Origin of the sequence: Streptomyces ochraceiscleroticus (genome assembly GCF_000720485.1) — a bacterium.
Classification (GTDB): Bacteria; Actinomycetota; Actinomycetes; order Streptomycetales; family Streptomycetaceae; genus Streptomyces; species Streptomyces ochraceiscleroticus.
In genome coordinates, this window is the sequence record NZ_JOAX01000005.1 from 244534 (window position 1) to 271505 (window position 26972).

At 72.2% G+C, this 26972-nt stretch carries 21 protein-coding genes; 10 read left to right on the forward strand and 11 right to left on the reverse strand.

Going from position 1 to position 26972, the window contains the following annotated elements; all coding sequences use genetic code 11:
* The first annotated feature begins 12 nt into the window (after positions 1-12).
* Positions 13-918, forward strand: coding sequence for a Gfo/Idh/MocA family protein (locus tag IG84_RS0108935; RefSeq protein WP_031053566.1), 906 nt, complete (start codon positions 13-15; stop codon positions 916-918).
* On the opposite strand, the gene lnt is transcribed toward IG84_RS0108935, so the two are convergent.
* The 4 genes from lnt to IG84_RS0108955 form a co-directional block, all read right to left on the reverse strand.
* On the reverse strand, positions 890-2506 hold the full coding sequence (lnt, locus tag IG84_RS0108940; protein WP_051861532.1) for an apolipoprotein N-acyltransferase: 1617 nt from the start codon (positions 2504-2506) through the stop codon (positions 890-892). The two genes, IG84_RS0108935 and lnt, sit on opposite strands and share 29 nt — an antisense overlap.
* Before the next feature lie 108 nt (positions 2507-2614).
* Complete coding sequence (locus tag IG84_RS0108945) at positions 2615-3106, reverse strand: nuclear transport factor 2 family protein (RefSeq protein WP_031053570.1); 492 nt, start codon at positions 3104-3106, stop codon at positions 2615-2617.
* 83 nt (positions 3107-3189) lie between these two features.
* Positions 3190-5106 (reverse strand): ABC transporter ATP-binding protein, encoded by a 1917-nt coding sequence (locus IG84_RS0108950; RefSeq protein ID WP_031053574.1) that lies wholly within the window; start codon positions 5104-5106, stop codon positions 3190-3192.
* 127 nt (positions 5107-5233) lie between these two features.
* Complete coding sequence (locus IG84_RS0108955; RefSeq protein ID WP_031053576.1) at positions 5234-7204, reverse strand: heavy metal translocating P-type ATPase; 1971 nt, start codon at positions 7202-7204, stop codon at positions 5234-5236.
* Between the two features lie 172 nt (positions 7205-7376).
* On the opposite strand from IG84_RS0108955, the gene IG84_RS0108960 reads away from it, so the two are divergent.
* Positions 7377-7754 (forward strand): ArsR/SmtB family transcription factor, encoded by a 378-nt coding sequence (locus IG84_RS0108960; RefSeq protein ID WP_031053578.1) that lies wholly within the window; start codon positions 7377-7379, stop codon positions 7752-7754.
* A 28-nt stretch (positions 7755-7782) separates the two neighbouring features.
* Here IG84_RS0108960 and IG84_RS0108965 read toward each other — a convergent pair whose 3' ends face one another.
* Positions 7783-9141 (reverse strand): NAD(P)/FAD-dependent oxidoreductase, encoded by a 1359-nt coding sequence (locus IG84_RS0108965; RefSeq protein WP_031053580.1) that lies wholly within the window; start codon positions 9139-9141, stop codon positions 7783-7785.
* Between the two features lie 734 nt (positions 9142-9875).
* Here IG84_RS0108965 and IG84_RS0108970 point away from each other — a divergent pair.
* A complete protein-coding gene (locus IG84_RS0108970; RefSeq protein ID WP_245659277.1) occupies positions 9876-10220 on the forward strand; it encodes an STAS domain-containing protein in 345 nt (114 codons plus the stop codon).
* A gap of 97 nt (positions 10221-10317) precedes the next feature.
* Here the strand turns inward: IG84_RS0108970 and IG84_RS0108975 are convergent, their stop codons facing one another.
* Positions 10318-11181: a serine/threonine protein kinase gene (locus IG84_RS0108975; protein WP_051861533.1), complete on the reverse strand. Its 864-nt coding sequence runs from the start codon at positions 11179-11181 to the stop codon at positions 10318-10320.
* A 191-nt stretch (positions 11182-11372) separates the two neighbouring features.
* On the opposite strand from IG84_RS0108975, the gene IG84_RS0108980 reads away from it, so the two are divergent.
* Positions 11373-13526 (forward strand): SpoIIE family protein phosphatase, encoded by a 2154-nt coding sequence (locus IG84_RS0108980; RefSeq protein WP_078648724.1) that lies wholly within the window; start codon positions 11373-11375, stop codon positions 13524-13526.
* A gap of 19 nt (positions 13527-13545) precedes the next feature.
* Here IG84_RS0108980 and IG84_RS0108985 read toward each other — a convergent pair whose 3' ends face one another.
* From IG84_RS0108985 to IG84_RS0109000, 4 genes are all read right to left on the reverse strand, one after another.
* Positions 13546-14028, reverse strand: coding sequence for a flavin reductase family protein (locus tag IG84_RS0108985; protein WP_245659278.1), 483 nt, complete (start codon positions 14026-14028; stop codon positions 13546-13548).
* Positions 14029-14223: 195 nt separating this feature from the next.
* The gene (locus tag IG84_RS0108990; protein ID WP_031053588.1) at positions 14224-15045 is read right to left on the reverse strand and encodes an IclR family transcriptional regulator; all 822 of its coding nucleotides are present in this window, start codon (positions 15043-15045) and stop codon (positions 14224-14226) included.
* Positions 15046-15079: 34 nt separating this feature from the next.
* A complete protein-coding gene (locus IG84_RS0108995; protein WP_031053590.1) occupies positions 15080-16309 on the reverse strand; it encodes an aminopeptidase P family protein in 1230 nt (409 codons plus the stop codon).
* A gap of 188 nt (positions 16310-16497) precedes the next feature.
* Positions 16498-17169 carry a GntR family transcriptional regulator gene (locus tag IG84_RS0109000; protein ID WP_051861535.1) on the reverse strand — a complete coding sequence of 224 codons (672 nt, stop codon included), beginning with the start codon at positions 17167-17169 and terminating at the stop codon, positions 16498-16500.
* A gap of 94 nt (positions 17170-17263) precedes the next feature.
* Between IG84_RS0109000 and glyA the strand changes: the two genes are divergently transcribed.
* The 6 genes from glyA (at position 17264) to IG84_RS0109030 (ending at position 24977) form a co-directional block, all read left to right on the forward strand.
* Positions 17264-18574 carry a serine hydroxymethyltransferase gene (gene glyA / locus IG84_RS0109005; protein WP_031053592.1) on the forward strand — a complete coding sequence of 437 codons (1311 nt, stop codon included), beginning with the start codon at positions 17264-17266 and terminating at the stop codon, positions 18572-18574.
* Positions 18571-19791, forward strand: a complete 1221-nt coding sequence (locus IG84_RS0109010) for a sarcosine oxidase subunit beta family protein (RefSeq protein ID WP_031053593.1) — start codon at positions 18571-18573, stop codon at positions 19789-19791. The genes glyA and IG84_RS0109010 overlap by 4 nt, the downstream gene beginning before the upstream one ends.
* Before the next feature lie 12 nt (positions 19792-19803).
* Complete coding sequence (locus IG84_RS0109015) at positions 19804-20100, forward strand: sarcosine oxidase subunit delta (RefSeq protein ID WP_031053595.1); 297 nt, start codon at positions 19804-19806, stop codon at positions 20098-20100.
* Complete coding sequence (locus IG84_RS0109020) at positions 20097-22979, forward strand: sarcosine oxidase subunit alpha family protein (protein WP_031053598.1); 2883 nt, start codon at positions 20097-20099, stop codon at positions 22977-22979. The genes IG84_RS0109015 and IG84_RS0109020 overlap by 4 nt, the downstream gene beginning before the upstream one ends.
* A complete protein-coding gene (locus tag IG84_RS0109025; protein ID WP_031053601.1) occupies positions 22972-23601 on the forward strand; it encodes a sarcosine oxidase subunit gamma in 630 nt (209 codons plus the stop codon). Before IG84_RS0109020 ends, IG84_RS0109025 begins: the two co-directional genes overlap by 8 nt.
* Positions 23602-23768: 167 nt before the next feature.
* Positions 23769-24977: a glycoside hydrolase family 6 protein gene (locus IG84_RS0109030; protein ID WP_063761765.1), complete on the forward strand. Its 1209-nt coding sequence runs from the start codon at positions 23769-23771 to the stop codon at positions 24975-24977.
* Here IG84_RS0109030 and glxA read toward each other — a convergent pair.
* Entirely contained in the window at positions 24925-26850 is a 1926-nt protein-coding gene (gene glxA / locus IG84_RS0109035; RefSeq protein WP_031053606.1) for a radical copper oxidase GlxA, read from the reverse strand. The two genes, IG84_RS0109030 and glxA, sit on opposite strands and share 53 nt — an antisense overlap.
* Positions 26851-26972: the final 122 nt, after the last annotated feature.

The window sequence follows — 26972 nt, forward strand, 5'->3', positions numbered from 1 at the left end:
AGGTGAACACCCGTGAAGGTAGGCTGCATCGGCCTCGGCGACATCGCGCGGAAGGCGTATCTCCCCGTGCTCGGGGTGCAGCCCGGAGTCGAACTGCACGTGCAGACCCGCACTCCGGCCACCCTCGACCGGGTCGCCGACACCCTCCACCTGCCCGCGCCGCAGCGCCACGCCGACCTGGATTCGCTGCTCGCGGCGGGGCTGGACGCGGCGTTCGTGCACGCGCCGACCGTCGCGCACCCCGAGATCGTCGGTCGCCTCATAGAAGCCGGCGTGCCGACCTATGTCGATAAGCCGATTTCTTACCACTACGGCGAGAGCGAGCGGCTCGTGCGGCGGGCGGCGGACCGCGGCGTCAGCCTGGCCGTCGGCTTCAACCGCCGTTACGCGCCCGGGTACGCGCAGTGCCTGGAGCACCCGCGCGACCTGATCCTGCTGCAGAAGAACCGCGTCGGGCTGCCCGAGGACCCGCGCACCCTCGTGCTGGACGACTTCATCCACGTCGTCGACACGCTGCGCTTCCTGGCGCCGGGGACCATCGAGGACGTGCACGTACGGGCGCGGATGCGGGACGGGCTGCTGCACCACGTCGTCCTGCACCTGTCCGGCGACGGATTCTCCGCGATCGGCACCATGAACCGGCTCAGCGGCTCCGCCGAGGAGATCCTCGACGTCTCGGGGCAGGACACCAAGCGCCAGGTGGTCAACCTCTCCGAGGTGATCGACCACAAGGGGCAGCCGAGCGTGCGGCGGCGCGGCGACTGGGTGCCGGTCGCCCGGCAGCGCGGCATCGAGCAGGCGGCGCTGGCCTTCCTGGACGCGGTACGGGCCGGGACGCTGCTGACCGCCGAGGACGCGCTGCGCACGCACGAGCTGTGCGAGCGAGTGCTCACCGAGGTGCTGGGCGGGGGCGCCTGAGAAAGCGGAGGGTGCGCGTGACGGGCTGGGTGGGCAGTTCGGTGCTCCGGTCGCCCGGCGTCCGTGCCGACGGTGGCCGCAGTGCCCGTACGCCCGTGCGCAGGCAGTATGCGGCGAGCGCGAGCAGGGCCGCGTACAGCGGCCAGTCGCCGAAGCGGACGTACGGGCTGGTGCCGTGCGCCAGCGGGAGCGTGTAGACCGCGGCGGTGGCGCGGTCGGTGCCCAGTCGGGCACCGACCGGTGCGCCGTCCGGTCCGTACACCGCGCTGACCCCGGTCAGTGTCGCGTGGACCATCGGGCGCCCGGTCTCCGCCGCGCGCAGTGCCGCCAGCGACGCGTGCTGTTCGGGCGCCCAGCTTTCCTGGAAGGACGAGGTGGAGGACTGCGCGACCAGCAACCCCGCGCCGTCGCGGACCAGGCGGCGGCTCATGTCGGGGAAGGCCGTCTCGAAGCAGACGAGCGGGCCGAACCGCAGGTCCGGTGACGCGTCCGGGCCCGCCGCCATGACGACCTGGCGGGTGCCGCGCCGGCGGTCCTCGGTGGCGGCCTTGCCGACGCTGGTCGCCCAGCCGAGCAGCGCGCGGGCCGGTACGTACTCGCCGAACGGCACCAGCCGCATCTTGTCGTAGCGGTCGCCGGTCGGGCCGTCGGGGCCGATCAGTACGGACGACTTGTAGATACCGGGGAGGCCGGCGCGCCGGGCGTCGACGTTCACCAGCAGGTCGGCGTCCACCTCGCGGGAGAGCGCGGCCAGCCGGGCGCGCAGGTCGGCGCGCTGGTTCAGGTCGGCGCCGACGCTGCTCTCGCCCCAGACCACCAGGTCCACGCCGCGGCCCGCCAGGGCACGGGTCAGCCGCTCGCCCCGCGCGAACCGGGCGTCGGGACCGGCCACCACGCCCGCCTGCACCACCGCGATCCGGGCCGTGCCGGCGGACTCGGGGCGCGGCGCCCAGGCCCACGCGGCGCCCGCCGCGACGGCGACCGCGAGCAGTCCGCCGAGCGCGGTCCGGCGGGCAGTGGGGGACAGCAGCACTACGGTCAGCGCGGTGTTCACCGCGACGAGCAGCAGCGTCAGCAGCCAGACGCCGCCGAGCGAAGCGAGCCGCAGCGCGGGCGCCACCTGCCACTGGCTCGCGCCGAGCACGCCCCACGGCCCGCCCAGGTACTCCCAGGACCGTACGAGCTCGATCAGCAGCCAGCCGCACGGCACGAGCAGCAGCGCCGCCGCGCAGCGCGCGGGCCCCGGCCGGCCCCGCAGCAGATCGCGGACGAGCACGCCCCACGGCGCCCACAGCGCGCCGAGCAGTGCGGCCAGTACGAGCAGGAAGACGTGCAGGCTCGGCAGCAGCCAGTGGTGCACCGCCAGCATGAAGCCGGTGCCGCCCAGCCAGCCCTCCAGCGCGGCGCGCCGGGGCGTGCGGGCGGTGGCCGGCAGCGCCAGCCAGGGGACCAGGACGACGTACGCGAGCCACCACAGCCCGGGCGCCGGGAAGCACAGGGCCGGCAGCGCGCCGGCCACCACGGCGGCGACGGCGCGCCACCGGGGGGAGCCGGGGCTCGGGTCCTTCTCGCCTGCCGGGCGGCGCATGCCGTGTCCCCCTCTCGGGTCGGACGCCCAGTGTGCGCCAGGAGGGCGATCATGCCCAGGGGGCGCGGCGGCTCACGTTCAGGAGAGAGCCGTGCGGGGGAGGCCGCTTCACACTTTCCCGTTCGGCACCACCTGGCGCCACTTCTCGTGGACGACGACCTCCGCCAGCCGCCAGCCCTCCGGGGTGCGGTGGACGGTGAAGGCGTAGCGGCCGCCGCAGGTGTAGTTCGGTGCCATCGCGCCGTGGTCGGCGGGGGTGGCGCCGGCCGGGTCCGCGAGCCGCATCGGGTTGAGGTAGTCGGCGCGTACGGTGGCGGTGTCGCCGGGGGCGCCGTCCCGGGTGGCCAGTGCGATCCGGCGGTTGACGATCAGGTGCTGGCGGACGGGGAAGTGGCGCATCGTCTCCGAGAGCCAGCCGGCGATCTCCTCGCAGCCGCCTTCGATGCCGCCGGCCGAGCGGTAGTCCGCCCGGCCGTCCTTGGTGAACAGTTCCCGGTACGCGTCCCAGTCGCCGTCGTCGACGGCGTGGGCGTAACCGGTGATGAGGTCGTCGATCGCGAGGCGGTCCATGACGGTCGAGTGTTCGGCGCGCTGAGTCACCCTCCGAGTGTTCGGCATCGGCCGGTCGCCGCCAAGGGGCGGGACCGGCCGGTGATGTCGCGAGCCGTACGGCTGAGGCCGGATCAGTTCACGGCCGCCGCCTTCTGCGCGGCCTTCTGCGTGACAGCCGAATCGGCCGGCGACTCGGCGAACTGCGTGCGGTACAGCTCCTCGTAGCGGCCGCCCGCCGCGAGCAGCGCCTCGTGGCTGCCGCGCTCCACGATCCGGCCGTCCTCGACCACGAGGATGACGTCGGCGGCCCGCACGGTGGACAGCCGGTGGGCGATCACCAGGGAGGTGCGGCCCGCCAGTGCCTCGGTCAGCGCCTCCTGCACCGCCGCCTCGGAGGTGTTGTCCAGGTGCGCGGTGGCCTCGTCGAGGATGACCACCCGGGGGCGGGCCAGCAGCAGCCGGGCGATGGTCAGCCGCTGCCGCTCACCGCCGGAGAGCCGGTACCCGCGCTCGCCGACGACCGTGTCCAGACCGTCCGCCAGCGAGGCGATCAGGCCGTCCAGGCGGGCCCGTCGCAGTACGTCCCACAGCTCCTCCTCGGTGGCCTCGGGCCGGGCGAGCAGCAGGTTCGCGCGGAGCGAGTCGTGGAAGAGGTGGCCGTCCTGGGTGACCATGCCGAGGGTCTCGCGCAGCGAGGCGGCGGACAGGTCGCGCACGTCCACGCCCCCGATGCGTACGGCGCCCTCGTCCGCGTCGTACAGCCGCGGCAGCAGTTGCGCGATGGTGGACTTGCCGGCGCCGGAGGAGCCGACCAGGGCGATCATCTGGCCCGGCTCGGCGCGGAAGGACACGTCGTGCAGGACCTCGTCGCCGCCCCTCGTGTCCAGCGTCGCGACCTCTTCGAGGGAGGCGAGGGAGACCTTGTCGGCGGCCGGGTAGCCGAAGCGCACGCCGTCGAACTCCACGGCCAGCGGGCCGTCGGGCACCTTGCGGGCGTCCGGCTTCTCGCTGATGAGCGGCTTCAGATCCAGCACCTCGAAGACCCGCTCGAAGCTCACCAGGGCGCTCATGACCTCGACGTGGGCACCGGACAGCGCGGTCAGCGGCGCGTACAGCCGGGTCAGCAGCAGGGCGAGGGAGACGATCGCGCCGGGCTCCAGGCTGCCGCGCAGGGCGAAGTAGCCGCCGAGCCCGTAGACGACGGCCAGCGCGAGCGCGGAGACGAGCGTGAGCGCGGTGACGAAGAACGTCTGCACCATGGCGGTACGGACACCGATGTCGCGCACCCGGCGCGCCCGCGCGGCGAATTCGGCGGACTCCTGCTCGGGCCGCCCGAAGAGCTTGACCAGCGTCGCGCCGGGCGCGGAGAACCGCTCGGTCATCTGCGTGCCCATCGTGGCGTTGTGCGTGGCGGCCTCCCGGCGCAAGTCCGCCAGGCGCCGCCCGACGCGCCGCGCCGGCAGGACGAACACCGGCAGCAGTACGAGGGCGATCAAGGTGATCTGCCAGGACAGGCCCAGCATCACGACCAGCGTCAGGATCAGCGTGACGATGTTGCCGACGACCTGCGAGAGCGTGTCGCTGAACGCCCGCTGCGCGCCGATGACGTCGTTGTTGAGCCGGCTGACCAGGGCGCCGGTGCGGGTACGGGTGAAGAACGCGACGGGCATCCGCTGGACGTGGTCGTACACGGTCGCGCGCAGGTCCAGGATCAGGCCCTCGCCGATGTTCGCGGACAGCCAGCGGGTGAGCAGCCCGAGGCCCGCCTCGGCGAGCGCGATGGCCGCGATCAGCCCGGACAGGCCGAGCACCAGGTCCGTGGAGGAGCGGTGCACGATCGCGTCGACGACGCGGCCCGCGAGCAGCGGAGTGGCCACGGCGAGCATCGCCGTGACGGTGCTGAGCAGCAGGAACGCCGCGATGAGGCGGCGGTGCGGGCGGGCGAAGGCCGCGATGCGGCGCACGGTCCCGCGCGAGAAGGGGCGCTTGTCCTGTTGCGCGGTGATCGTACTGTGCAGCGAATGCCAGGCGGTGACTTCCATGTCCATCGCGGTCCTCCGGGAAGCAACGGTGGTTCGTCGCGGGCCGGGACCGACCGGCGACACATGAAGAAGCTATGACCTCAACCAATGTTGAGGTCAATTGCTTCCTCTTCCGGAGGGGATGTGCCCGGCCTCAGACTGCCGCCCGGCGCCACGCCGCGGCCCGCAGCAGCCGCAGCCCGTTCAGCCCCACCAGTACGGTCGAGCCCTCGTGCCCCAGTACGCCCAGCGGCAGCGGCAGATGGCCCGCCAGGTCCCAGACCACCAGGCCGCCGATGCACACCGACGCGATGACGAGGTTCTGGGTCACCAGCTTCCGGGCGCGCCGGGAGAGCGCCACAACGGTGGGCACGGCGCCGATCTCGTCCCGCACGACCACCGCGTCGGCCGTCTCCAGCGCCAGGTCCGAGCCGGCCCGGCCCATCGCCACGCCACTGTCGGCGGCGGCCAGCGCGGGCGCGTCGTTCACGCCGTCGCCCACGACCAGTACGCGCTCGCCCTCCCGCTGCCAGGCGTGTACGGCCGCCACCTTGTCCTCGGGCAGCAGCCCGGCCCGTACGTCCGTCATCCCCGACTCGTCGGCCGTGCGTGCCGCGGTACGGGCGTTGTCGCCGGTCAGCAGGGCGGGCTCGGCGCCGGCCAGCGCGCGCAGCCGGGCGACAGCCCCGGGCGCGCCGGCCCGCAGCCGGTCGGCGAGCGCGAGCACGGCGGCGGGCGCGTCATCGATCAGGACGACGACGGCGGTGCGGCCCTCGTCCTCGTACGCGGCGACGGCCTTACGGGCATCGTCCGCGCCGTCCGACGAGTCCAGCAGGGCCGTCGGGCTGCCCACTCGGACCGTGCGCCCGCCGACCTCGGCGCGCACGCCCCGGCCCGGTACGGAGGAGAAGTCCGCGGCGTCCGTCAGGCGCAGGCCGCGCTCGCGGGCGGCGGTGACCACGGCGCGGGCGAGCGGGTGCTCGCTGGGCAGCTCGGCCGCCGCGGCCGCCGCCAGCGCCTCGTCCTCGCCGAAGCCGGGCAGCGCCTGGACGGCGGCGACCCGCGGAGTGCCCTCGGTGAGGGTGCCGGTCTTGTCCATCGCGACCCGGGTGACCGAGCCCAGCCGCTCCATCGCCACCGCCGACTTCACCAGGACGCCGTGCCGCCCGGCGTTGGCGATGGCGGAGAGCAGCGGCGGCATGGTGGCCAGTACGACGGCGCACGGGGAGGCCACGATCATGAAGGTCATGGCGCGCAGCAGCGTCGCGGTGAGGTCCGCGCCGAAGGCCAGCGGGACCGCGAAGAGCGCGAGGGTGGCCACCACCACGCCGACCGAGTACCGCTGCTCGATCTTCTCGATGAAGAGCTGCGTCGGCGCCTTGGTGCCGCTGGCCTCCTCGACCATCGTCACGATGCGTGCGATGACCGACTCGGACGCGTCCTTGTCCACCCGTACGCGCAGTGCGCCGGTGCCGTTGAGGGTGCCCGCGAAGACCGTGTCGCCGGTGCGCTTCTCGGCGGGCAGCGGCTCGCCGGTGATGGACGCCTGGTCCACCTCGCTCGCGCCGTCGTGCACGGTGCCGTCGGCCGGCAGCCGCTCGCCGGGGCGTACCAGGACGGTGTCGCCGACCGCCAGCGCGGTGGCGGCGACCGTCTCCTCGCCGTCGGCCGTCAGCCGGACGGCGGTGGACGGCGCGAGGTCGAGCAGGCCGCGTACGGAGTCCTCGGTGCGCCGGGTGGCCAGGGCCTCCAGCGCACCGGAGACCGCGAAGATCACGATGAGCAGGCCGCCGTCGAGGTACTGGCCGATGGCGGCGGCGCCGATCGCTGCCACCACCATCAACAAGTCGACATCCAGGGTGCGTTCGCGCAGTGCCGTCAGGCCCGCCCAGCCCGGCTCCCAGCCGCCCGCCGCGTAACAGACCGCGTACAACGGGCCCCATGCCCAGGCGGGCGCGCCCATGAGGTCGAGCGGGAAGGCGATCAGGAAGGCGAGCAGGGCGAGCGCGGCCCAGCGGACCTCGGGCAGCGCGAAGAGCCTGGTACGGCGGGGGAGTGCCGCGGGGGCCGGTGGCGCCGGCGCGGTGGCGGCGGCCGTGGGCTCGTCGGCCAGCGTGGAAGCCATGGGGAAGACACCTCGGAGAGCGGAGACGTCCGCGCGGCAGGGCCGGCGGACGACATACGGGCGGGGACGAGTACTACGTACGCATGAAGACGTCTTCATGTGTACGCGTCACTGCCACCATAGCCGAATACATGAAGAGGTCTTCAAGTGTGCCGGTCGTTACGATGGGCCCATGGGACATGGAGTCGACGCCCGGGTCACGCCGGCCGAGCATCTGGACGCGGAGTCCGCCGCGACCATCGCCGCCACGCTGCAGGCGCTGGCCACGCCGTCACGCCTGATGATCCTCACCCGGCTCCGCCAAGGGGCCTGCCCGGTGGGGGAGCTGGCCGAAGCGGTGGGCATGGAGCAGTCGGCCGTCTCCCACCAACTGCGGCTGCTGCGCGCCCTGGGCCTGGTCACCGGCGCCCGCCGGGGCCGCCGCATCGTCTACAGCCTCTACGACAACCACGTCGCGCAGCTCCTGGACGAGGCCGTCTACCACATCGAGCACCTCCGCCTGGGCGCCCGCGACCTGCCGGTGGACGACGACGCGGCCGAGCAGGTCTGAGGACCGCCCGGCCGCGCCGCCCCGGCCGTCAGTTGTTCGGGCGCCCGCCGGTCTGCGCCTGTACGGCCTCCGCCGAGAGATAGGCGTCCGTACGCTCGAAGTCGCGCAGCGTCGCCTCCCGGCCCGACTGGAACCCGGTCCGTACGAAATCGTCGCCCGCCGTGGCGTTGAGCAGCCAGTTCGCGACGGTACGGAACCGCGCGGTGCCGGTCCGCAGCGCCATCAGGTGATAGCCGCGTGCCACCACCTGCGCGGGCAGGCCGACCAGCTCCTTGCCCAGCGGCCGGGACACCGCGTCGGCGCCGCCGAGGTCGACGACCAGCCCCAGGTCCTTGTGCTTGTACGGGGTGCTCAGCCGGCCGCGCAGCGAGGCCATGATGTTCTTCGCGGCGTGCTTGCCCTGGCGCTGCGCGTGCTGTGCGGTGGGCGGGCAGACCGCGCCGCCCTCCTTGGTGATGTCCGGCACGGCGGCGGCGTCGCCGCAGGCCCATACGCCCTGCATCCGCGGCACCGACAGGTCCGCGTGCACCGCCAGCCGGCCCTTCACGGTCTCCGCGCCGAGCGTGCCGATCAGCGGGCTCGCGGCGACGCCGGCGGTCCAGATGAGCGTGTGGCAGGGCAGTACCCGGCCGTCGGTGAAGGTCACGGTGTCCTCGGTGACCGACTTGACGGACACTCCGAGCGACACCTCGATGCCGCGGTGGCGGACCAGTTCCATCGCCTTGGTGCCGAGCCGCTCGCCCAGCTCCGGCATCAGCTTCGGCGCGATGTCGATCAGATGCCACTTGATCTCGTCGGGCTCGATGCGCCCCGCGTAGCGCGCCGCCGCCGCGCTGGTCAGCCGCTGCAGGTACGCGGCCGTCTCGGTGCCCGCGTAACCGCCGCCGACCACCACGAACTGCAGCCGCGCGGCCTTCTCGGCCGGATCGGCGCAGCACGCGGCGATGTCGAGCTGGGCGATGACGTGGTCACGGATGTACGCGGCCTCCGCGAGCGTCTTCATGCCCCGCGCGTGCTCGGTCAGGCCCGGGATGTCGAAGGTCCGGGTGACGGAACCGGGGGTCAGGACGAGGTGGTCGTACGGGAGGTTGACGGTCTCGCCGGTGATCTGGCGGACCACGCAGACCTTGGCGGCGGTGTCCACGCCGATCACGCCGCCCGGTACGAGCCGGGTCCGGTGCAGGACGCGGCGCAAGGAGGGGGCGATGGACTGGGGGGTGACCACGCCGGCCGCCAGGTGCGGCAGAAGTGGCAGATAAAGCTGGTAGTTGGTGGGGGAGACCAGCGTCAGCTCGGCCTCGCGGGCCTCCAGGCCGTGCTCCAGGACGCGGGCGCACTCGACGCCGGCGAAGCCGCCGCCCACGATCAGCACTCTGGGTCGTTCCATCACGGTCCTCGCAATATCGGCAGCAGGGGCCCGGTGGCGGCGCCACCCCTGGACACGCTGGCACGCACCCCTGCGGCCCGCCATCGGGCCGCGGCCGGGGTCGTGCGACCGGGTGAGTGCCGGCGTTCCAGGTGCGCCGGGTGCCCCGCCCGCGGCGGTCCCATGCACCGTTTCTTTTACGCCGATGGGCACATTGATAAGCACTGGCGCATCAATGTGCACGGAAGACCTATCGGGAGCGTCTTTCCCCGGACCCGCCGCGGCGGCAGGATGGTGCCCGCGGCGCCGGGGAGCGCCGTACGGGGGATGGCGGGGGCGTCGGCGCATATCCGTGTGCGCGGACGCTCCCCGCATATCCGGGCAACGCGCGGAACAGCGGGTCTTCCTCCTGTGCACGCGGCCGAGGGAGCGGAGCGCGAGGGGTGGCGAAGAGTGGCGGAAGGGAGTCAACAACTTTCTGGTACAACCAAGTTGTTGACTCGGGCCAGCCAGGCCGGGTACACCGTATTCACACGTAACGGACCGGCCGATGACCCGGACCCTGCCGACGGCCGGCACGGCGCGGATTCCCGAACGCCGACGGTGGTCGTTGCGCGACCTTACTCCGCGGGTGCCCCCCACCTCCGCAAGACTCCATCGCCGGTGTGCGGTGCTATCGCGCGTCTCGGCCGAACAGTGAAGTGGGGACGGGGATGGCCGAAGAGAGGCGGTCCTTCGGGGGCCGGGAAAGGGCCGTGGGTGCCACCACGGTCATGGAACTGAGCGGGGAGCTGGACATCCTTGCCAGGATCAATCTGGCCGACCGCATAGACGTGCTCACCAGTACTGGACGCCCCGACCTGGTCGTGGACCTGCGCCGGGTGACCTTCATGGACTGCGGCGGCCTGTCGCTGCTGTGCCGGGCGCGGCTGCGGATCCTGTCGCGCGACGGCCGGCTGCGGCTCATCTCGGACGACAGCAGTCCCAGTGTCGTCCGGCTGCTGCGCCTGACCGGACTCCTCGATTCCTTCGAGGTCCACCCCGATCTGCTCTCCGCGCTCGACCCGTTGGGCACGACATCGGACGATGCCATCGCCTGACCGGTCGCTCTCCACGGCTCGCTGCCTTTCGTGGCTGTCTGCCTGGTGGTGCGCGCACCCTCCTCGATGCATTAATGCACCATTTCTGCCCGGTAGATTAATGCATCAACTCGCCGCGGCCAAGGGGTTCGTGGGGATCGGCCGGTACTTCGCGGCCGGCCGCCCGCCACTCCCCGACGAGCTGCCGCACGCTCGGAAAGCGGTGCGGCGGATCGGCGCAGGTGGCCCGCGCTATCACCGCGCGCTGCCGCGGCGTGCCCCGCCACGCCCGCTCCTCGTCGCCCGCGTCCATCAGCAGCCGCGCCGTCCGCCCGAGCGTGTACACCGTCGTACGGACATCGATGACCGCCCCGCGCACCCACTCCTCCGGTGCCATGAACCGCCGCGACCCCGGCAGCCGGTCGGCCTGCAGGACGAACGGGCCGCGGCGGTACTCGTCGAGATCGATCAGATGCGGGGTGTGCGTCGCGAAGTCGTACAGCACAGCGCCGTCGTAGAAGTCCACCGCGACGTGCCCGGCCTGCTCGACCGCCAGGTGCGCGTCCAGGATCAGGTCCAGCGCCGCCAGCACCCGCTCCACGGGCAGCGCCCGGAAGCGGGCCAGCGCGGCGCCCCGGGGCTCCCCGGGGACGCGGGCCGGCGCACGGTGGTACAGCGGCTCGCCGTCCCGCCAGGGCAGTACGGCGGCGGTCCGCTCGCCCACCTGCCAGCGGTGCACCTGCGGGACGATCACCGGATGCCGTACCGCGCGGTGGAACAGCCAGCCACGGTCCAGCGACCGCTGCGCCGCGTCCGTCAGCGCCTCCTTCACGCACCAGCGTTCCCCGTCGGGGAGCCGCACGCCGTACGTACGGCACCCCGAGTCATGCACGGGCCCGGCCGAGAACACCTCGCCCACCCGGGCGAGATACGGCTCGACGGCGGCCACCTCATACGTTCCGAGCAGCGGATGGTCGGTCATGCCCAGCATCCTGCCAGCGGGTCCGGGAGGGCCGGGGCCGTCGCGGGCGCGGCCGGCGATTTCCGGCCGGCCTGCATCCCGGTCCCGAACGAGAGCCCTGCACCGCGGTCCCACCCGATCACGCGTTCCGCCCGACGGAAACGCCCGATATTGAGTAGAAATGATGCATACACGACGTGGAAGTGGGCGTGATGGTGACTGAGCAGCCACACGGAGACGGGCCCGGAGGTGCCGGTACGGGCGGTTCCGCCGGGGAGACGCCGGGCATCCCGGCGCTGGACGTGTTCGACCCGGCGCCGGTGGCCGTGGCCGTCTTCCACGGGCCCGACCACGTCCTGGCGTACACCAACGCCGTCTACCGGCGGCTCTTCGGGGACCGGCCGCTCGGCGTGCCCGCCCGGGAGGCATTGTCCGATCTTCAGCAGCAGGAGGCATTCTCGATCCTGGACCGGGTGTACCGGACGGGCGAGCCGGCACAGATCGGCCCGGACCGGCCGGTACGCCTGGAGGACGCGCGGGGCGAGGTGCGCGACCGCTGGTTCAGCCTCAGCCTGTCCCGGGCCGCGTCCGAGGGGCGGGCGAGCGCCCCGGAGCAGGTGGGCGTGCTGCTGGTGGCCATGGAGGTCACCGGCGAGGTCACCGCGAAGGAGCGGGCCCGGCTGCTCTCGGAGAAGCGGCTGCGCGTGCTCCACCGGTACCAGAGCCTGGTCACGGCCGGGGCGCAGAAGGTGTGGGTCACCGACCCCGACGGCCGGCTCATCGAGCGCAGCCCGGGCTGGGAGCAGGTCACGGGCATGTCGTGGGACGAGCTGCGCGGCGACGGCTGGCTGGACTCCGCGCACCCCGACGACCGCGCCGCGCTCGCCGAGGCATGGCGGCGCGCGGTCCAGGAGGTGCCGGAGCTGTTCCAGCACCGCTTCCGGCTGCGCCACAAGGATGGCTGCCACCGCCACTGCGAGCTGCGCGCGGTGCCCATCCGAGAGGCGGGCCGGGTCGTGGAGTGGATCGGAGCCTGCGCCGACATCGAGGACCAGTGGCTGGCGGAGCGCCGCAAGGAACTGCTGGTGCGGGCCTCCGCCGCGGTGACCGAGTCGGCCCGCGCCGACCACGCCTTCGCGGCGGTGGGGCGGGTGATCGTGCCGGAGCTGGCCGACGCCTGCGGGGTGTACCTCTTCCCCGAGGGCGAGCCGGGCACCGAGCGGGAAGGGCGGGTCATCCACCGCATCTCCGCCACCATCCGGGACGGGCTGCCGGGGGCGATGGCTCCGCTGCGCCCCGAACGGGTGAAGCCCGGATCGGCCTTCGACCAGGCGATCCGCGAACACCGCCCGGTCCACCGCACCCTCGATCCCGGCCCCGTACCGGCCGGGAAGGTGCCGCCCGGCGTGAACGTCTGGGCGGAGGAGGCGGGCGTGCACGACGTCGTGATGTTCCCCGTCACCGTCGCGGGCAGCGTGCACGCGGTGTTCACCGTCTACGCCTGCCGCGGCCGGGAACCGTTCAGCCGCGACGAACTCGGCCTCATCCGGGCCGTACTGGACCAGTCCCTGCCGGTCTTCAGCCACGCCCTCGAGCTGCGGCACACCCAGCGCATCGCCCTCGCACTGCAGCGGAGCCTGCTCACCGATCCGCCCACGGTCGACGGCCTGGAGATCGTCGCCCGGTACACGCCCAGTTCCATGGCGGACGAGGTCGGCGGCGACTGGTACGACTCCTTCGTGCTGCCCGACGGCGCCACCACACTGATCATCGGCGATGTCGCGGGCCACGACCTGACCGCCGCCGTGACGATGAGCAAGATGCGCAACATGCTGCGCGGCCTGGTCGTCGACCGGCAGGAGCCGCCCGGGGACATCCTGCGCAGGCTGGACGTGGGCACCCAGATCCTCGACATGGAGGAGGGCACCGCGACCTGCGTGTACGCGCGCATCGAGGGAGAGTCCGGGGGGCCGCGGCAGCTCCACTTCAGCGTCGCGGGGCATCCGCCGCCGCTGCTGATCACCGCCGACGGCGAGGCGCGGTTCCTGGACGCGGCGCAGGACATCATGCTCGGCGGGCTGGCCCCGGACAAGGAGCGGGCCAGCACCACCGAACCGCTGCCGCCGCGCAGCATCGTCCTGCTCTACACCGACGGCCTCGTGGAACGCGCCGACGAGGACATCGACCAGGGACTGGAACGGCTGCGCCGGCACGCAGCGCGGCTCGCCACCGAGCCGCTGGACGAATTCTGCCGCGCCCTGGTCGAGGGCCCGTCCGCCACCAGCAACGACGACATCGCCGTGATCGCCGCCCGGATGCCGGGACCGGAAGGACAGGAGCCGGAGGGCTCGGCGACCGTGATGTGAAAGGGCCTGGCCCGGCCTTCTATGAGGGCAGCGGGCGAGGCCGGCCTGAAGACGGAGCAGCGGCTGCGGTTTTGACGAACCGGGCCCGGAAGAAGAGCAGGGGGCGGGTCTCGCGTCCGGTCTCCACCGCGAGGACCCGCCCGATCACCACATCGTGGTCGCCCGCGCCGTGCACGGCGGTGATCTCGGCGTGCACCCGCGCGAGGACCCCGGGCAGCGACGGCGTGCCCCAGCGGGACAGGTCCCAGCCGAGCCCTTCGTACTTCCGGCCGGCGCGCGAGCCGAAGCGCGCGCACAGCTCCGTCTGGTCCTCGGCGAGCACGTTGGCCGTGAAGCGGCCGGCGGCTCGGATGCGCGGCCAGCTACGGCCCCGGTGGTCGGCGCAGAACAGCACCAGCGGGGGAGTCAGGGACACCGAGGCGAAGGACTGGCAAGTGAATCCGACCGGTTCGCCCCCGTCCACTCCGGTCACCACCGTCACCCCGGTCGCGAACGTCCCCATGGTCCGTCGCATCTCCTCCGGAGAGGGAGGCTGCCCTGCAGTGGCCGGTGGTACTGCCGCTCTGGGCCGTGCTGTTGTCGTCATCAGTTCCCCCGGTCCCTCCCGTACACGGTCCCGCATCCGCCCCGTGTCAGGGAAACCCGGGGCAGAGCCTCACGGATTGGATCGACGCGCGGCCGGCCGGGGGCCGGCCGGTCAGCCGCCGTCGCTCGCCGGGCGGTGGCCGCCGAGCCGCTCGGTGACCTGGTCGGCGGCGGCGCGCACGGCGTCACCGAGCACCGGCAGTTCGTCGGGCGAGACGCGGAAGCGCGGCGCCGAGGCCAGCACGGCGGCCGCGATGTCGCCCCGGTGGTCGAAGACCGGTGCGGCGACGCCCACTTCCTGCAGGCTGGTCTCGCCGTAGTTGGTCGCGTAGCCGCGCTTGCGGGCTTCGTGGAGGCGTCGGAGGTAGGTGTCCAGGGCCGTGTCGTCGTCCGGGCCCGGCGGGACGAGCGTGCCGTCGGTGAGCAGCGTGCGGGCCCGCTCCTCGGCCAGCCCGCCGAGGAAGACCTGGACCGAGGCGCTGTGAGCGGTGCGGTACCGAGTGCCCAGCGGGGTGGTGTGCTTGACCTCGTGCCGGCTGGGCACCTGCTCGACGGAGAGCGACTCGGAACCGTTCCAGAGCATCAGTGCCGAGGTCTCGCCGGTGCGCCGGGCCAGCTCCCGCAGGACGGGATGGGCGACCCGGCGCACGTCGAGGTCGGCCAGCAGTGGGCCCGCCATGGCGATGACACCCAGGCCCAGCCGGAACCGCCGGGTCTCCGGGTCCCGTTCGACCAGCCCTTCCTGCTCCAGCGTGGCCAGGAGCCGGGAGACCGTGCTCTTGTGGAGGCCGACGCGGGCGGCGATGTCGGTGACGCCCAGCAGGGGTTCCGCGGCGCTGAACGTGCGTAGGACCGAAATGCCGTTGTGCAGGACGGAGATGCCGCGGCTCTCGCCGGAGGCTTCGGCGTTCTTGTCTGTCCGGTTGTCAGCCATGGTGAATCCCATCCTGCCCCATACGCATTCCCGGTCAGACGCCCAGGATGTGGTGCTCGGGCCCGTACGGGAAGCCGGTGATGTTCTCGGCGCCGTCCTCGCCGACGACGAGGATGTCGTGCTCGCGGTAGCCGCCGGCACCCGGCTCGCCCTCCGACACCATGATCATCGGCTCCATGGACACCACCATGCCCGGCTCCAGCACCGTGTCGACGTCCTCGCGCAGCTCCAGCCCCGCCTCGCGCCCGTAGTAGTGCGACAGGACGCCGAAGGAGTGCCCGTATCCGAAGGTGCGATGGGGGAGCAGCCCGTGCCCACGGTAGATCTCGTTCAGCTCGTGGGCGATCTCCGCACAGCTCACGCCCGGCCTGATCAGCTCCTGGCCGCGGCGGTGCACCGCGACGTTGATCTCCCACAGTTCCAGCGAGCGGGCGTCCGGCTCGCCCCAGAACAGCGTCCGCTCCAGCGCCGTGTAGTAACCCGAAATCATCGGGAAGCAGTTCAGGCTGAGGATGTCACCGCGCGCGATCCTCCGTGTGGTGGGCCAGTTGTGCGCCCCGTCGGTGTTGACGCCCGACTGGAACCACACCCAGGTGTCGCGGATCTCGGTGTGCGGGAAGGCCCTGGCGATCTCGCGGACCATCGCCTCGGTACCGGCGAGCGCGACCTCGTACTCGGGTACGCCCTCGGCGATGGCCTCGCGGACGGCGGCGCCGCCCAGGTCGGCGATCCGGGTGCCCTCCTTGATCAGGGCGATCTCCTCGCCGGACTTGACCATCCGCTGCCGCATCGCGGCCTGCGCGAGATCGCTGAACTCGGCGTCGGGGAAGGCCGCTTCGAACATGCGCAGGGTGTCCAGCGGCAGACTGTCGTGCTCGACGCCGATCCGGCGGGGCGTGAGGCCGCGCGTGCGGAGCGCCTCCTGGATCGCGTGCACGTAGTTGTCGCGCCGCCAGTCGGTGTAGACGACGTTGTCCCCGTACCCGCGCCGCCAGGGCATCCCGGCGTCGATGTTGGCCGAGACGGTGATCTGATCGTCCTGGGCGACCAGCAGGGCGTAGGGGCGCCCGAAGGAGGTGTAGAGGAAGTCCGAGTAGTACTTGACGTTGTGGTACGAGGTGAACAGCGCTACCTCGACGTCCAGTTCGGCCATGACCTTGCGCAGCAGCGCCAGCCGACGGTCCATCTCCCCTTCGGAGAAGGTGAGTTGTGCCTTCTCACCGTTGCGGATCAGCTTGAGACGTTCGAGAGCGGGTGCGGACATGCGTCCTCCTCGGTTCAAGCGTCAGAGTTGCGTTGCGTGTGCAGCAACCGCGTTGCCAATATGGGAACGCTGACGCCGACTGTCAAGGCAACCGTTAGGGGAGAAGTGGGTTGCCGGGCGCGCTGAGTTGCGCGAGGAAGAGCAGTAGTTGCTGGTGGCGCAACCACCGGTACAGGCGGCCCGTACGGTCAGATCGCCTCGCGGATTGCTCGTTCGAAGCCCTCGACGTGGCTGCGGGCCAGCTCGGCGGCCTTGTCCGGGTCGGCGGCCGTGATGGTGCGCAGCAGCGGGCCGTGTTCGCCGATGTGGCCCGCCATGCCGGGCAGCCGGTCGACGAACAGGCACCACACGCGGGTGGCGAGGTTGTCGTAGGCGACGAGGGTGTCTTCCAGGTACGGGTTGTGCGTGGCGGCGTAGATCGCGCGGTGCACCGCGAGGTCGAGCCGCATCAGGTCGTCCGGGCTGCGGCCCTGCTCGCCCGCGCTCTCCAGCTCCCGCAGCAGCTCGGTCAGCCGGGCGCGGTCCGCGGCGGTGGCGCGGCGCGCCGCCTGCGCCGCGGCCATCGGCTCGAGCTGCCGGCGGACCTCGGAGATGTGTGCGAGGTCGGTGATGTTGACCTCGGTGGCGAAGGTGCCGCGGCGGGGGAAGGTGGCGATCAGCCGCTCGTACTGCAGGCGCTTGAGTGCCTCGCGCACCGGGGTGCGGCCGAAGCCGAGGGACTGGGAGAGCTGGTCCTCGTTGATCGGCGCGCCGGGGCGGATGTCCAGCATGATCAAGCGGTCCCGGATGGCGCGGTACGCCTGCTCGGCGAGCGACAGCTCTCCCTGCCGCTCCTCTGACCTGGACTTCGGACCGTTCATCAAGCCACCTCTTGACCTGTTCTTCGGACTCACATACCTTACCGCACAGCCTGATATATCAGTTGCTCTTCAGCTGGATTCTAGGAGTGCGCAGATGGCAGCGAATGCTTCGATCGCCCTCACGTCACCGCTCGGCGCGCTCGACCCCGAGGTCGCGGCCGCCGTCGGTGCCGAGCTCCACCGTCAGCAGTCCACCCTGGAAATGATCGCGTCGGAGAACTTCGCGCCGGCCGCCGTCATGGAGGCACAGGGCTCGGTCCTGACCAACAAGTACGCCGAGGGGTACCCCGGCCGCCGTTACTACGGGGGCTGCGAGCACGTCGACGTGGTCGAGCAGATAGCGATCGACCGGATCAAGGAGCTGTTCGGCGCCGAGGCCGCCAACGTGCAGCCGCACTCCGGCGCGCAGGCCAACGCCGCCGCGATGTTCGCGCTGCTCAAGCCGGGCGACACCATCCTCGGCCTGGACCTGGCGCACGGTGGGCACCTCACCCACGGCATGCGCATCAACTTCTCCGGCAAGCTCTACAACGTTGTTCCGTATCACGTCAGCAAGGACGACATGCGGATCGACATGGACGAGGTCGCCCGCCTCGCCCGTGAGCACCGGCCCAAGATGATCGTGGCGGGCTGGTCGGCGTACCCGCGGCAGCTCGACTTCGCGGCCTTCCGCCGGATCGCGGACGAGGTCGGCGCGTATCTGATGGTTGACATGGCGCACTTCGCGGGGCTGGTCGCCGCCGGGCTGCACCCCAGCCCCGTGCCGTACGCCGATGTCGTCACCACGACCACCCACAAGACGCTCGGCGGGCCGCGTGGCGGTGTGATCCTCTCCAAGGCGGAGCTCGCCAAGAAGATCAACTCGGCGGTCTTCCCCGGTCAGCAGGGCGGCCCGCTGGAGCACGTCATCGCCGCCAAGGCCGTGGCCTTCAAGGTCGCCGCTTCCGAGGAGTTCAAGGAGCGGCAGCGGCGCACCCTGGAGGGCGCGCGCATCCTCGCCGGGCGGCTGCTCGCCGACGATGTCGCCGAGACGGGCGTCTCCGTCCTCACCGGCGGTACGGAGGTCCACCTTGTCCTCGTCGACCTGCGCGCCTCCACCCTGGACGGCCAGCAGGGCGAGGACCGGCTGCACCGCATCGGCATCACCGTCAACCGCAACGCCGTCCCCTTCGACCCCCGGCCCCCGATGGTCTCCTCGGGCCTGCGCATCGGCACCCCGGCGCTCGCCACCCGCGGCTTCGGCACCGAGGAGTTCCGCGAGGTCGCCGACATCATCGCGCAGACGCTGAAGGACGAGCCCGACGAGGAGCGCGCCACCGCGCTGCGCGCCCGAGTCACCGCGCTCACCGACAAGTTCCCCCTGTACCCGGCCCTCACCGCGGGCGCGAACGGAGCCACCGTATGAGCACCAAGCCGTTGCCCGAGCACCCCGATCACCTCTGGCGCAACCCCGAGCCCCGCTCCTCCTACGACGTCGTGATCGTCGGCGGTGGCGGACACGGCCTGGCCACCGCCTACTACCTCGCCAAGATCCACGGCATTACCAACGTCGCCGTCCTGGAGAAGGGCTGGCTCGCGGGCGGCAACATGGCCCGCAACACCACGATCATCCGCTCCAACTATCTCTGGGACGAGAGCGCGGGGATCTACGAGCACGCCCTGAAGCTGTGGGAGGGGCTGCCCGAAGAGCTGGACTACGACTTCCTGTTCAGCCAGCGCGGCGTCCTCAACCTGGCGCACACCCTCCAGGACGTACGCGAAGGCGTTCGCCGCGTCGGCGCCAACAAGCTCAACGGCGTGGACGCGGAGTGGCTGGACCCGCAGCAGGTCGCCGAGGTCTGCCCGATCCTCAACGTCTCCTCCGACACCCGCTATCCCGTCCTCGGCGGCACCTACCAGCCCCGGGCCGGCATCGCCAAGCACGACCACGTCGCCTGGGCGCTGGCCCGCCGCGCCGACGAGATGGGCGTCGACATCATCCAGCACTGCGAGGTCACCGGCTTCGTGAAGGACGGCGACCGGGTCGTCGGCGTGGAGACGACCCGCGGGCGCATCAACGCAGGCCGGGTCGGCCTCGCGAGCTCGGGCCACAGCAGCGTCCTCGCCGAGAAGGCCGGCTTCCGGCTGCCCGTACAGTCGCATCCGCTCCAGGCGCTCGTCTCCGAGCTGCACGAGCCGGTCCACCCGACCGTCGTGATGTCCAACCACGTGCACGTCTACGTCTCGCAGGCGCACAAGGGCGAGCTGGTGATGGGCGCGGGCGTCGACTCGTACAACGGTTACGGGCAGCGCGGCGCGTTCCATGTCATCGAGCAGCAGATGGCCGCGGCGGTGGAGCTGTTCCCCGTCTTCGCACGCGCCCATGTCCTGCGCACCTGGGGCGGCATCGTCGACGTCACCCCGGACGCCTCGCCGATCATCGGCACCACGCCCGTGGAGAACATGTACGTCAACTGCGGCTGGGGAACCGGCGGGTTCAAGGCCACCCCGGCGGCCGGCTGGACCTTCGCGCACACCATCGCCACCGGCGCCCCGCACCCCCTTAATGCCCCCTTCGCCCTGGACCGCTTCGTCACGGGCGCCCTGATCGACGAACACGGCGCCGCAGCCGTGGCCCACTGAGAGGACGGCACGGTGCTCCGAATCGACTGCCCATGGTGCGGTCCCCGCGACGAGACCGAATTCCACTACGGGGGCCAGGCCCACGTCCCCTTCCCCGCCGACCCGCACGCGCTCGACGACCGGCAGTGGGCCGAGTACGTCTTCTACCGCGACAACCCCAAGGGCCCGTTCGCCGAGCGGTGGATGCACGCCACCGGCTGCCGCCGCTGGTTCAACGCCGTACGCGACACCGCCACCTACCAGGTGCTGGCCACCTACCGGCTCAACGAGCCGCGCCCCGACGTCCTCTCCGAGGGAGGGAACCGATGACCGACCAGCACCGCAGGCTCCCGTTCGGGGGCCGCATCGACCGCACCACCCCGCTCCGCTTCACCGTCGACGGCCGCGAACTGACCGGGCACCCGGGCGACACCGTCGCCTCCGCACTGCTCGCGGCGGGCGCCATAGAGGTCGCGCCGTCGATCTACCGCGGCCGCCCGCGCGGCATCACCGCCGCCGGCGTCGAGGAGCCCAACGCACTGCTCCAGCTCGCGGGCCCCTGCTCGGAGGGCATGCTCCCCGCCACCACCGTGGAGCTGTACGACGGGCTGTCCGCCACCACCCTCTCCGGCCAGGGCCGGCTGGACCCCACCCCCGACCCCGCCGTGTACGACAAGAAGTACGTGCACACCGATGTACTGGTCATCGGCGCGGGCCCGGCCGGGCTCGCGGCCGCCGCCACCGCCTCGGCCACCGGCGCCCGGGTGATCCTCCTCGACGAACAGCCCGAATGCGGCGGCTCGTTGCTCTCCGGGCGCGGCGAGACGGTCGGCGGCCGGGACGCGCTCACCTGGGTACAGGAGACCCGGGCCGCGCTCGACACGGCGCCCGAGACCGTCGTCCTCTCCCGGACGACCGCCTTCGGCTCCTACGACGACAACTATGTCCTCGCCGTGCAGCGCCGCACCGACCACCTCGGCGCCGACGCACCCGAAGGCGTCTCGCGGCAGCGGCTGTGGCACATCAGGGCGGCCCAGGTCGTGCTGGCCACCGGCGCCCACGAACGGCCGCTGGTCTTCGCGGACAACGACCGCCCCGGCGTCATGCTCGCCTCCGCCGTCCGGACGTACCTCAACCGGTACGCCGTGGCGCCCGGCGCGCGCGTTGTGGTCACCACCACCAACGACAGTGCGTACGAGACGGCGGCCGACCTCTGCGCGGCCGGCATCGAGGTCGCGGCGGTGGTCGACTCCCGTACCGAACTCTCCGATCGTGCGGGGGAGTTCGCTACCTCCACCGGGGTGGAAGTGCTGACCGGCAGCACGGTGACCGGCACCGCGGGGGACCCGCGGCTCACCGGCGTCACCGTCCGCGCGTTGGACGAGGACGGCCAACTGACCGGTCCCGCCCGGTCCTTCGACTGCGACCTGCTCGCGGTCTCCGGCGGCTGGAGCCCGGTCGTGCACCTGCACAGCCAGCGGCAGGGGAAGCTGCGCTGGGACGACGGTCTGGCGGGCTTCATACCGACGGAGCCGGTGCAGGGCCAGTGGCACGCCGGTGCGGTGTGCGGCACGTACGACCTGGCCGGCTGCGTCGCGGACGGGGCCAGGGCCGGGGCGCAGGCCGCCACGGACGCTGGGTGCGCGGCCGACGTCCCGGCCGCGCGCACGCCGGAACTCCCGGCGCCCGTCCGCCCGCTGTGGCTCGTCCCCGGCGAGGGCGACGACCCCGGGGCCTGGGACAGCCACTTCGTCGACCTCCAGCGCGATGTGACCGTCGCCGACGTGCGGCGCTCCACCGGCGCCGGGATGCGCGGCGCCGAGCACGTCAAGCGGTACACCTCGCTCGGCACCGCCAACGACCAGGGCAAGACCTCCGGCGTCAACGCCATCGGCGTCATCGGCGAACTGCTCAAGGAAGGCGCCTCGCCCGGTGACATCGGGACGACGACCTACCGCGCCCCGTACACCCCCGTCTCCTTCGCCGCCCTCGCCGGGCGCGAGCGCGGCGAGCTCTTCGACCCCGAGCGCCGCACGGCCGTCCACGACTGGCACGTGGAGCACGGCGCGGAGTTCGAGGACGTCGGGCAGTGGAAGCGGCCGTGGTACTACCCGCTGTCCGGCGAGGACATGGAGACCGCGGTGGCGCGCGAGTGCCGGGCGGCCCGCGAGGGCGTCGCCTTCATGGACGCCTCCACCCTCGGGAAGATCGAGATCTGGGGCGCGGACGCCGGCGAATTCCTCAACCGCATCTACACCAACGGCTTCAAGAAGCTGAAGCCCGGCTTCGCGCGCTACGGCGTGATGTGCAAGCCCGACGGCATGATCTTCGACGACGGTGTGACCCTGCGCGTCGCCGACGACCGCTACTTCATGACCACCACGACCGGCAACGCCGCGACCGTGCTGGACTGGCTGGAGGAGTGGCTGCAGACCGAGTGGCCCGAGCTGGACGTCAAGTGCACCTCGGTCACCGAGCAGTGGACCACCGTCGCCGTCGTCGGCCCGAAGTCGCGCGAGGTGATCGCCCGGGTCGCCCCGGACCTGGACGTCTCCAACGACGCGTTCCCCTTCATGACGTTCCGCGAGACCACCCTCGCCTCGGGCGTCCCCGCGCGGGTCTGCCGGATCTCCTTCTCCGGCGAGCTGGCCTTCGAGATCAACGTCTCGTCCTGGTACGGCCGGGCCGTCTGGGACGAGGTGTACGAGGCGGGCCGCCCGTACGGCATCACTCCGTACGGCACCGAGACCATGCACGTGCTGCGGGCCGAGAAGGGCTTCATCATCGTCGGCCAGGACACCGACGGCACGGTCACCCCGCAGGACGCCGGGATGGCCTGGGTGGTCTCCAAGCTGAAGGACTTCGTCGGCAAGCGCTCCTTCGCCCGGGCCGACACCACACGCGCCGACCGCAAGCACCTGGTGGGCGTGCTCCCCACCGACCGCACCACGCGCCTTCCCGAAGGCACCCAACTCATCGACCGGGGTGTGCCCGTCACCCCCGAGGCCGGGCCCGTGCCGATGCTCGGCCACGTCACCTCCGCCTACTACAGCCCGGCGCTCGGCCGCCCGTTCGGCCTGGCGATGGTCAAGGCGGGGCGCGACCGCATCGGCGACACCCTGCTCGCCGTCGTCGGCGACGACCTCGTACCCGTCGAGGTCTCCGGACCCGTCCTCTACGACCCCGAAGGGACCAAGCGCGATGGCTGAGCCGACCGTCACCGACACCGCCACGGGCCCCGCGGCGCTCCGCCGCAGCCCGCTCGCCCACCTCGCCGACCGGCTCCGCGACGCCACGGTCACCGGCCCGCGCGGCGTCTCCGTGAGCGAGTGGCCGTACACCACGATGCTGAGCCTGCGCGTCGAACCGGGCTCGGCCGCCGCCGCGCGGGTCGAGAAGTGCCTCGGCGCGGCGCTGCCCGCGCGCTGCGGGGAGACCGCGCCGGCCGGGCCGCGCACGACGCTGTGGCTCGGCCCGGACGAATGGCTGGTGGTCGCGCCGCCCGGCACGGCCCCGCTCACCGCCGAGCTCCACGAGGCGCTGGCCGGCGAACCCGGCTCGGTCGTCGACGTGTCGGCCAACCGCACGGTCCTGGAACTGCGCGGACCCGCGGCCCGCGAGGTCCTGGACAAGGGCTGCCCGCTCGACCTGCACCCGCGTGTCTTCACCCCCGGAGAGGCCGTCAGCACCCAGCTCGGCCCGGTCCCGGTGCTCCTCTGGCGGACCGCCGAGGACACCTACCGCCTCCTCCCGCGCTCCTCCTTCGCCGACTACCTGGCGCGCTGGCTGATCGACGCGATGGGCGAGTACGCCCGGCCGGAGGTGACCTGACGGCACACCACTCCTTCGCGGTGCTGCCACAGTCGAACAGTCGGCCGGGCAGTAAATACCACGAAATCCCCTGAAAAGCGGTCATGTCATGTCATCCTGAAGAGGTATGACATGACATGACCGTTGTGCCGCGAAGGAAAGGGAACTCATGACTGGGCGGACGGCTTATGAGCCGGCTGAATAACCGGGCGGGCGTGGCCCTGGGCGTACTGCCGCTGCTCGGGTTGCTGACCGCCGCGTGCTGGGCCGCGGCGCCCGAGGGGAAGCCGACCGGTTTCTGGATCGACCCGGACACCCCGGGCGCCCGGAAGGCACGTGTACTGGCGGAGCGCGGACGGGAGCCGGAGGCGACCCTGCTGCGCCGGATCGCCGACCAGCCCGTGGCCGTCTGGCTCACCGAGGAGAACCCCGCACCGCGTGTGGCGCGCATCGCCGAGCAGGCGGCCGGCGACAACCGCGTCCCGATCTTCGTGGCCTACAACATCCCGCAGCGGGACTGCGGCCACTACTCGGCGGGCGGCGCCGGCAGCGACAGCGCCTACCGCGACTGGGTCGCCCGGCTGGCCAAGGGACTGGGCAGCCGCAAGGCGGTCGTCGTGCTGGAACCGGACGCGGTGCCGCACACCGTCGCCGGCTGCCGCGACCGCGCGCGCGATGACCGCCTGGCGCTGCTGAACGAGGCGGTCCGCACGCTCAAGGCGCGCCCCGGCGCCTCGGTCTACGTGGACGCGGGCAACGCCTCCTGGATCAAGGACACCGACGCGCTCGCCCGCTACCTGACGGCCGCGGGCGTCAAGCGGGCCGACGGCTTCGCGCTCAACGTCGCCAACTTCCAGACCACGGCGGCGAGCGAGGAGTACGGCGACAAGGTCTCCAGGGCGCTCGGCGGTGTGCACTACGTCATCGACACCAGCCGCAACGGCAACGGCCCGCCCCCGGACACCCAGGCCCCCGCGACCGGCGCGGAAGCCTGGTGCAACCCGCCCGACCGCGCGCTCGGCGTGCCCCCGACCACCCGCACAGGTCACCCGCTCGTGGACGCCTACCTGTGGATCAAGCGGCCCGGCGAGTCGGACGGCACCTGCCGAGGCGGCCCCCCGGCAGGCCAGTGGTGGACGGACTACGCGCTGAGCCTCGCCCGCGCCGCAGGGGAGGGGATGCAGACGCCGGAGCCGCCACAGCCGCCCGCAGCCCCGGAGAAGCCCGCACAGGAGCAGGCACAGGAGCCCCCGCAGAAGCCCGCACCGGAGCCGGCAGCGGAGGAGGCCGGCGCGGCGTCCCCCGCCGCCACATCGCCGCCCCCCGCGCCGACCGCCTCGCCGCTCACTTCACATGCACCCACTTCGCCTGCGACGGAGTCCCCCGCGAGTCCGTGAGGAAGAGCATGTACCAGCCCCGCGGCACCAGCGAATGGCTCTTGGGCACGCGCACCGACAGCGTGCTGCCGCGGCGCTCGAAGTCCAGCGCAATCGACCGCTGCTCCACGTCGGTGACATGGGTGACGGCGCTGGGCCGCATCAGCCGGGCGGTCTTCACCTTTCCGGCACCGGCCACGGTGAAGCGGGTGGCCTTCCCCCGCTTCACCTCGGTCGGGCCGTGCGCCGCAGCGGGCCGCACGCGGTCGTAGCGGTACGGCGGCGTGTAGACCTCGATGCGCTTCTCGAACTCCCCGCCCTGAGTGTTCGCGCGGTCCGAGAACAGCGGATCGGAGCCGAAGACCGCGATCCGCCCGTCCGGCAGCAGCAGCGCCTCGGAGTGGTAGTTGCGGCCCACGGACGGGTCCGCCGCCTTGGTGAACGCGCGCGTACGCGGGTCGAAGATCTGGGCCTTGTGATTGTCGCTGGCGCCCTTGCCGCGGTAGTCGCCGGACCCGCCGCTGGTGAACACCTTGTCGTCCGGCGTGAGCACCGCGTTCAGATAGCGGGTGCCCTCGGTCAGGCTGGGCCCGGGGCGGTACTCCGGGTGCTTCCTGGTGAGGTCCACCAGCGCGGTGCGGGCCGTGGACCGCGGTGACTCGCCGACGCCGCCCCCGCCGAGGAGCATCACCTGCTGCTTCTGGGCGGGCGGCAGCAGCACGGACGCGGAGGTCTCGGTCCGGTCGGGCTCCGTGAGTCCGGGCACCGGCTTGAAGGTGTTCTTCCCGACGTTCCAGATGCCGGGCGTGCGGCCCTTGTCGGCCGGGCCGTAGCCGGCGTTGGAGCCGGAGTAGAAGAGCTTGCCGTCGCCGGTGAGGAAGAGCGCCGGGTAGGTCGGGAAGTAGCGGTGCGGCCCCTTGGACCACTTGCGGGTCTTCGGGTCGTAGATCTCGTTCTTGCCCGGGATGATCTCGCCCATGTCGTCGAGCCCGGACACCGAGAGGACCTTGCCGCTCTTCAGGGTCACCAGCGTCGGGTACCAGCGCGCCTCGTTCATCGGGTCGACGCGGAGGTACCGCTCGGCGACCGGGTCGAACTCGAACGTGTCCTTCAGGCCCTGGAAGTCCTTCTTGTCCAGGCCGAGCTTGGTCGCCAGACCGTAGTGGTTACGGGCGTCCGCCCCCTTGAGCCCCTCGATGCTGTACTGCGCGGCCGTGTTCGTCACTCCGGCCCTGCCGCGCCGCACGGCCTCGACGAATACCCGGGCCTCCCGCGCGATGACCCGCATTTTGCCGCTTCCGTCGCGGGCGGCCTTCTTCGCGCGTGGCACCACCACGGGGAACTGCGAGCGGTACTCCAGGCCGTCCGGGTTGCGGAAGACGGTGCCCTTGGGCAGGGTCTTCGGCTTGTCGGGGTCCTCGTTCTTCACGACCATCAGGCCGCCGGCCCGGCTGACGTCGCCCTTGAGCTTCTCGTACCGGCGGGTGCCGCCCGCCACCAGCAGCTTGCCGTCCGGGAGCTGGGCGTGGCCGGCGCAGAACATGTCCTTCGGTGTGTCGATCTCCTTGAACGTGTTCTTGACCGGGTCCCACAGCACGCTCTGGAACGTGCCCGCGTCGAAGTTCTTCTCGTCGTTGCCCGACCCGGCGATCATCAGCACTTTTCCGGTGTGCAGCAGCGCGGCGTGGATGGAGTTGATCCGGTACCGCTCCGGCACGTTCACCAGGTCCCAGTGCCCGTACCGCGCTTTGTAGGACGGCTGGTTGATCTTGTAGTCGTGGTACTTGTGCTCGGCGTAGCCGATGACGGCCGGTGCGTTCATCGCTCCGACCGCACTCAGGGCGACGGCCCCGATCGCCACCTTGCGGGTACGGGGACTGGGTCGGTATCGCACGGTGCGAGCCTCCTGACGGTGGGACGAGGGCCGGGGCGGTCAGGCCGGTGGGTTCGGCCGGTCGGCTTCGGCCGCGCACGGTGGCCCGCTGCCGGTGTCCGGGCTCTGCAGGTACTCCTCCA

Bases quoted from the DNA above. Each gene is read 5' to 3' on its own strand.
- IG84_RS0109000 (WP_051861535.1), bottom strand. From the start codon at position 17,169: ATGAACGGTCCGAAGTCCAGGTCAGAGGAGCGGCAGGGAGAGCTGTCG.
- IG84_RS0108975 (WP_051861533.1), bottom strand. From the start codon at position 11,181: ATGACCGACCATCCGCTGCTCGGAACGTATGAGGTGGCCGCCGTCGAG.
- IG84_RS0108985 (WP_245659278.1), bottom strand. From the start codon at position 14,028: ATGGGGACGTTCGCGACCGGGGTGACGGTGGTGACCGGAGTGGACGGG.
- IG84_RS0108965 (WP_031053580.1), bottom strand. From the start codon at position 9,141: ATGGAACGACCCAGAGTGCTGATCGTGGGCGGCGGCTTCGCCGGCGTC.
- IG84_RS0109010 (WP_031053593.1), top strand. From the start codon at position 18,571: ATGAGCACCAAGCCGTTGCCCGAGCACCCCGATCACCTCTGGCGCAAC.
- IG84_RS0108960 (WP_031053578.1), top strand. From the start codon at position 7,377: ATGGGACATGGAGTCGACGCCCGGGTCACGCCGGCCGAGCATCTGGAC.
- IG84_RS0108950 (WP_031053574.1), bottom strand. From the start codon at position 5,106: ATGGACATGGAAGTCACCGCCTGGCATTCGCTGCACAGTACGATCACC.
- IG84_RS0108995 (WP_031053590.1), bottom strand. From the start codon at position 16,309: ATGTCCGCACCCGCTCTCGAACGTCTCAAGCTGATCCGCAACGGTGAG.
- IG84_RS0109020 (WP_031053598.1), top strand. From the start codon at position 20,097: ATGACCGACCAGCACCGCAGGCTCCCGTTCGGGGGCCGCATCGACCGC.
- IG84_RS0109030 (WP_063761765.1), top strand. From the start codon at position 23,769: ATGAGCCGGCTGAATAACCGGGCGGGCGTGGCCCTGGGCGTACTGCCG.
- IG84_RS0108955 (WP_031053576.1), bottom strand. From the start codon at position 7,204: ATGGCTTCCACGCTGGCCGACGAGCCCACGGCCGCCGCCACCGCGCCG.
- lnt (WP_051861532.1), bottom strand. From the start codon at position 2,506: ATGCGCCGCCCGGCAGGCGAGAAGGACCCGAGCCCCGGCTCCCCCCGG.
- IG84_RS0109025 (WP_031053601.1), top strand. From the start codon at position 22,972: ATGGCTGAGCCGACCGTCACCGACACCGCCACGGGCCCCGCGGCGCTC.
- glyA (WP_031053592.1), top strand. From the start codon at position 17,264: ATGGCAGCGAATGCTTCGATCGCCCTCACGTCACCGCTCGGCGCGCTC.
- IG84_RS0108990 (WP_031053588.1), bottom strand. From the start codon at position 15,045: ATGGCTGACAACCGGACAGACAAGAACGCCGAAGCCTCCGGCGAGAGC.
- IG84_RS0108980 (WP_078648724.1), top strand. From the start codon at position 11,373: ATGGTGACTGAGCAGCCACACGGAGACGGGCCCGGAGGTGCCGGTACG.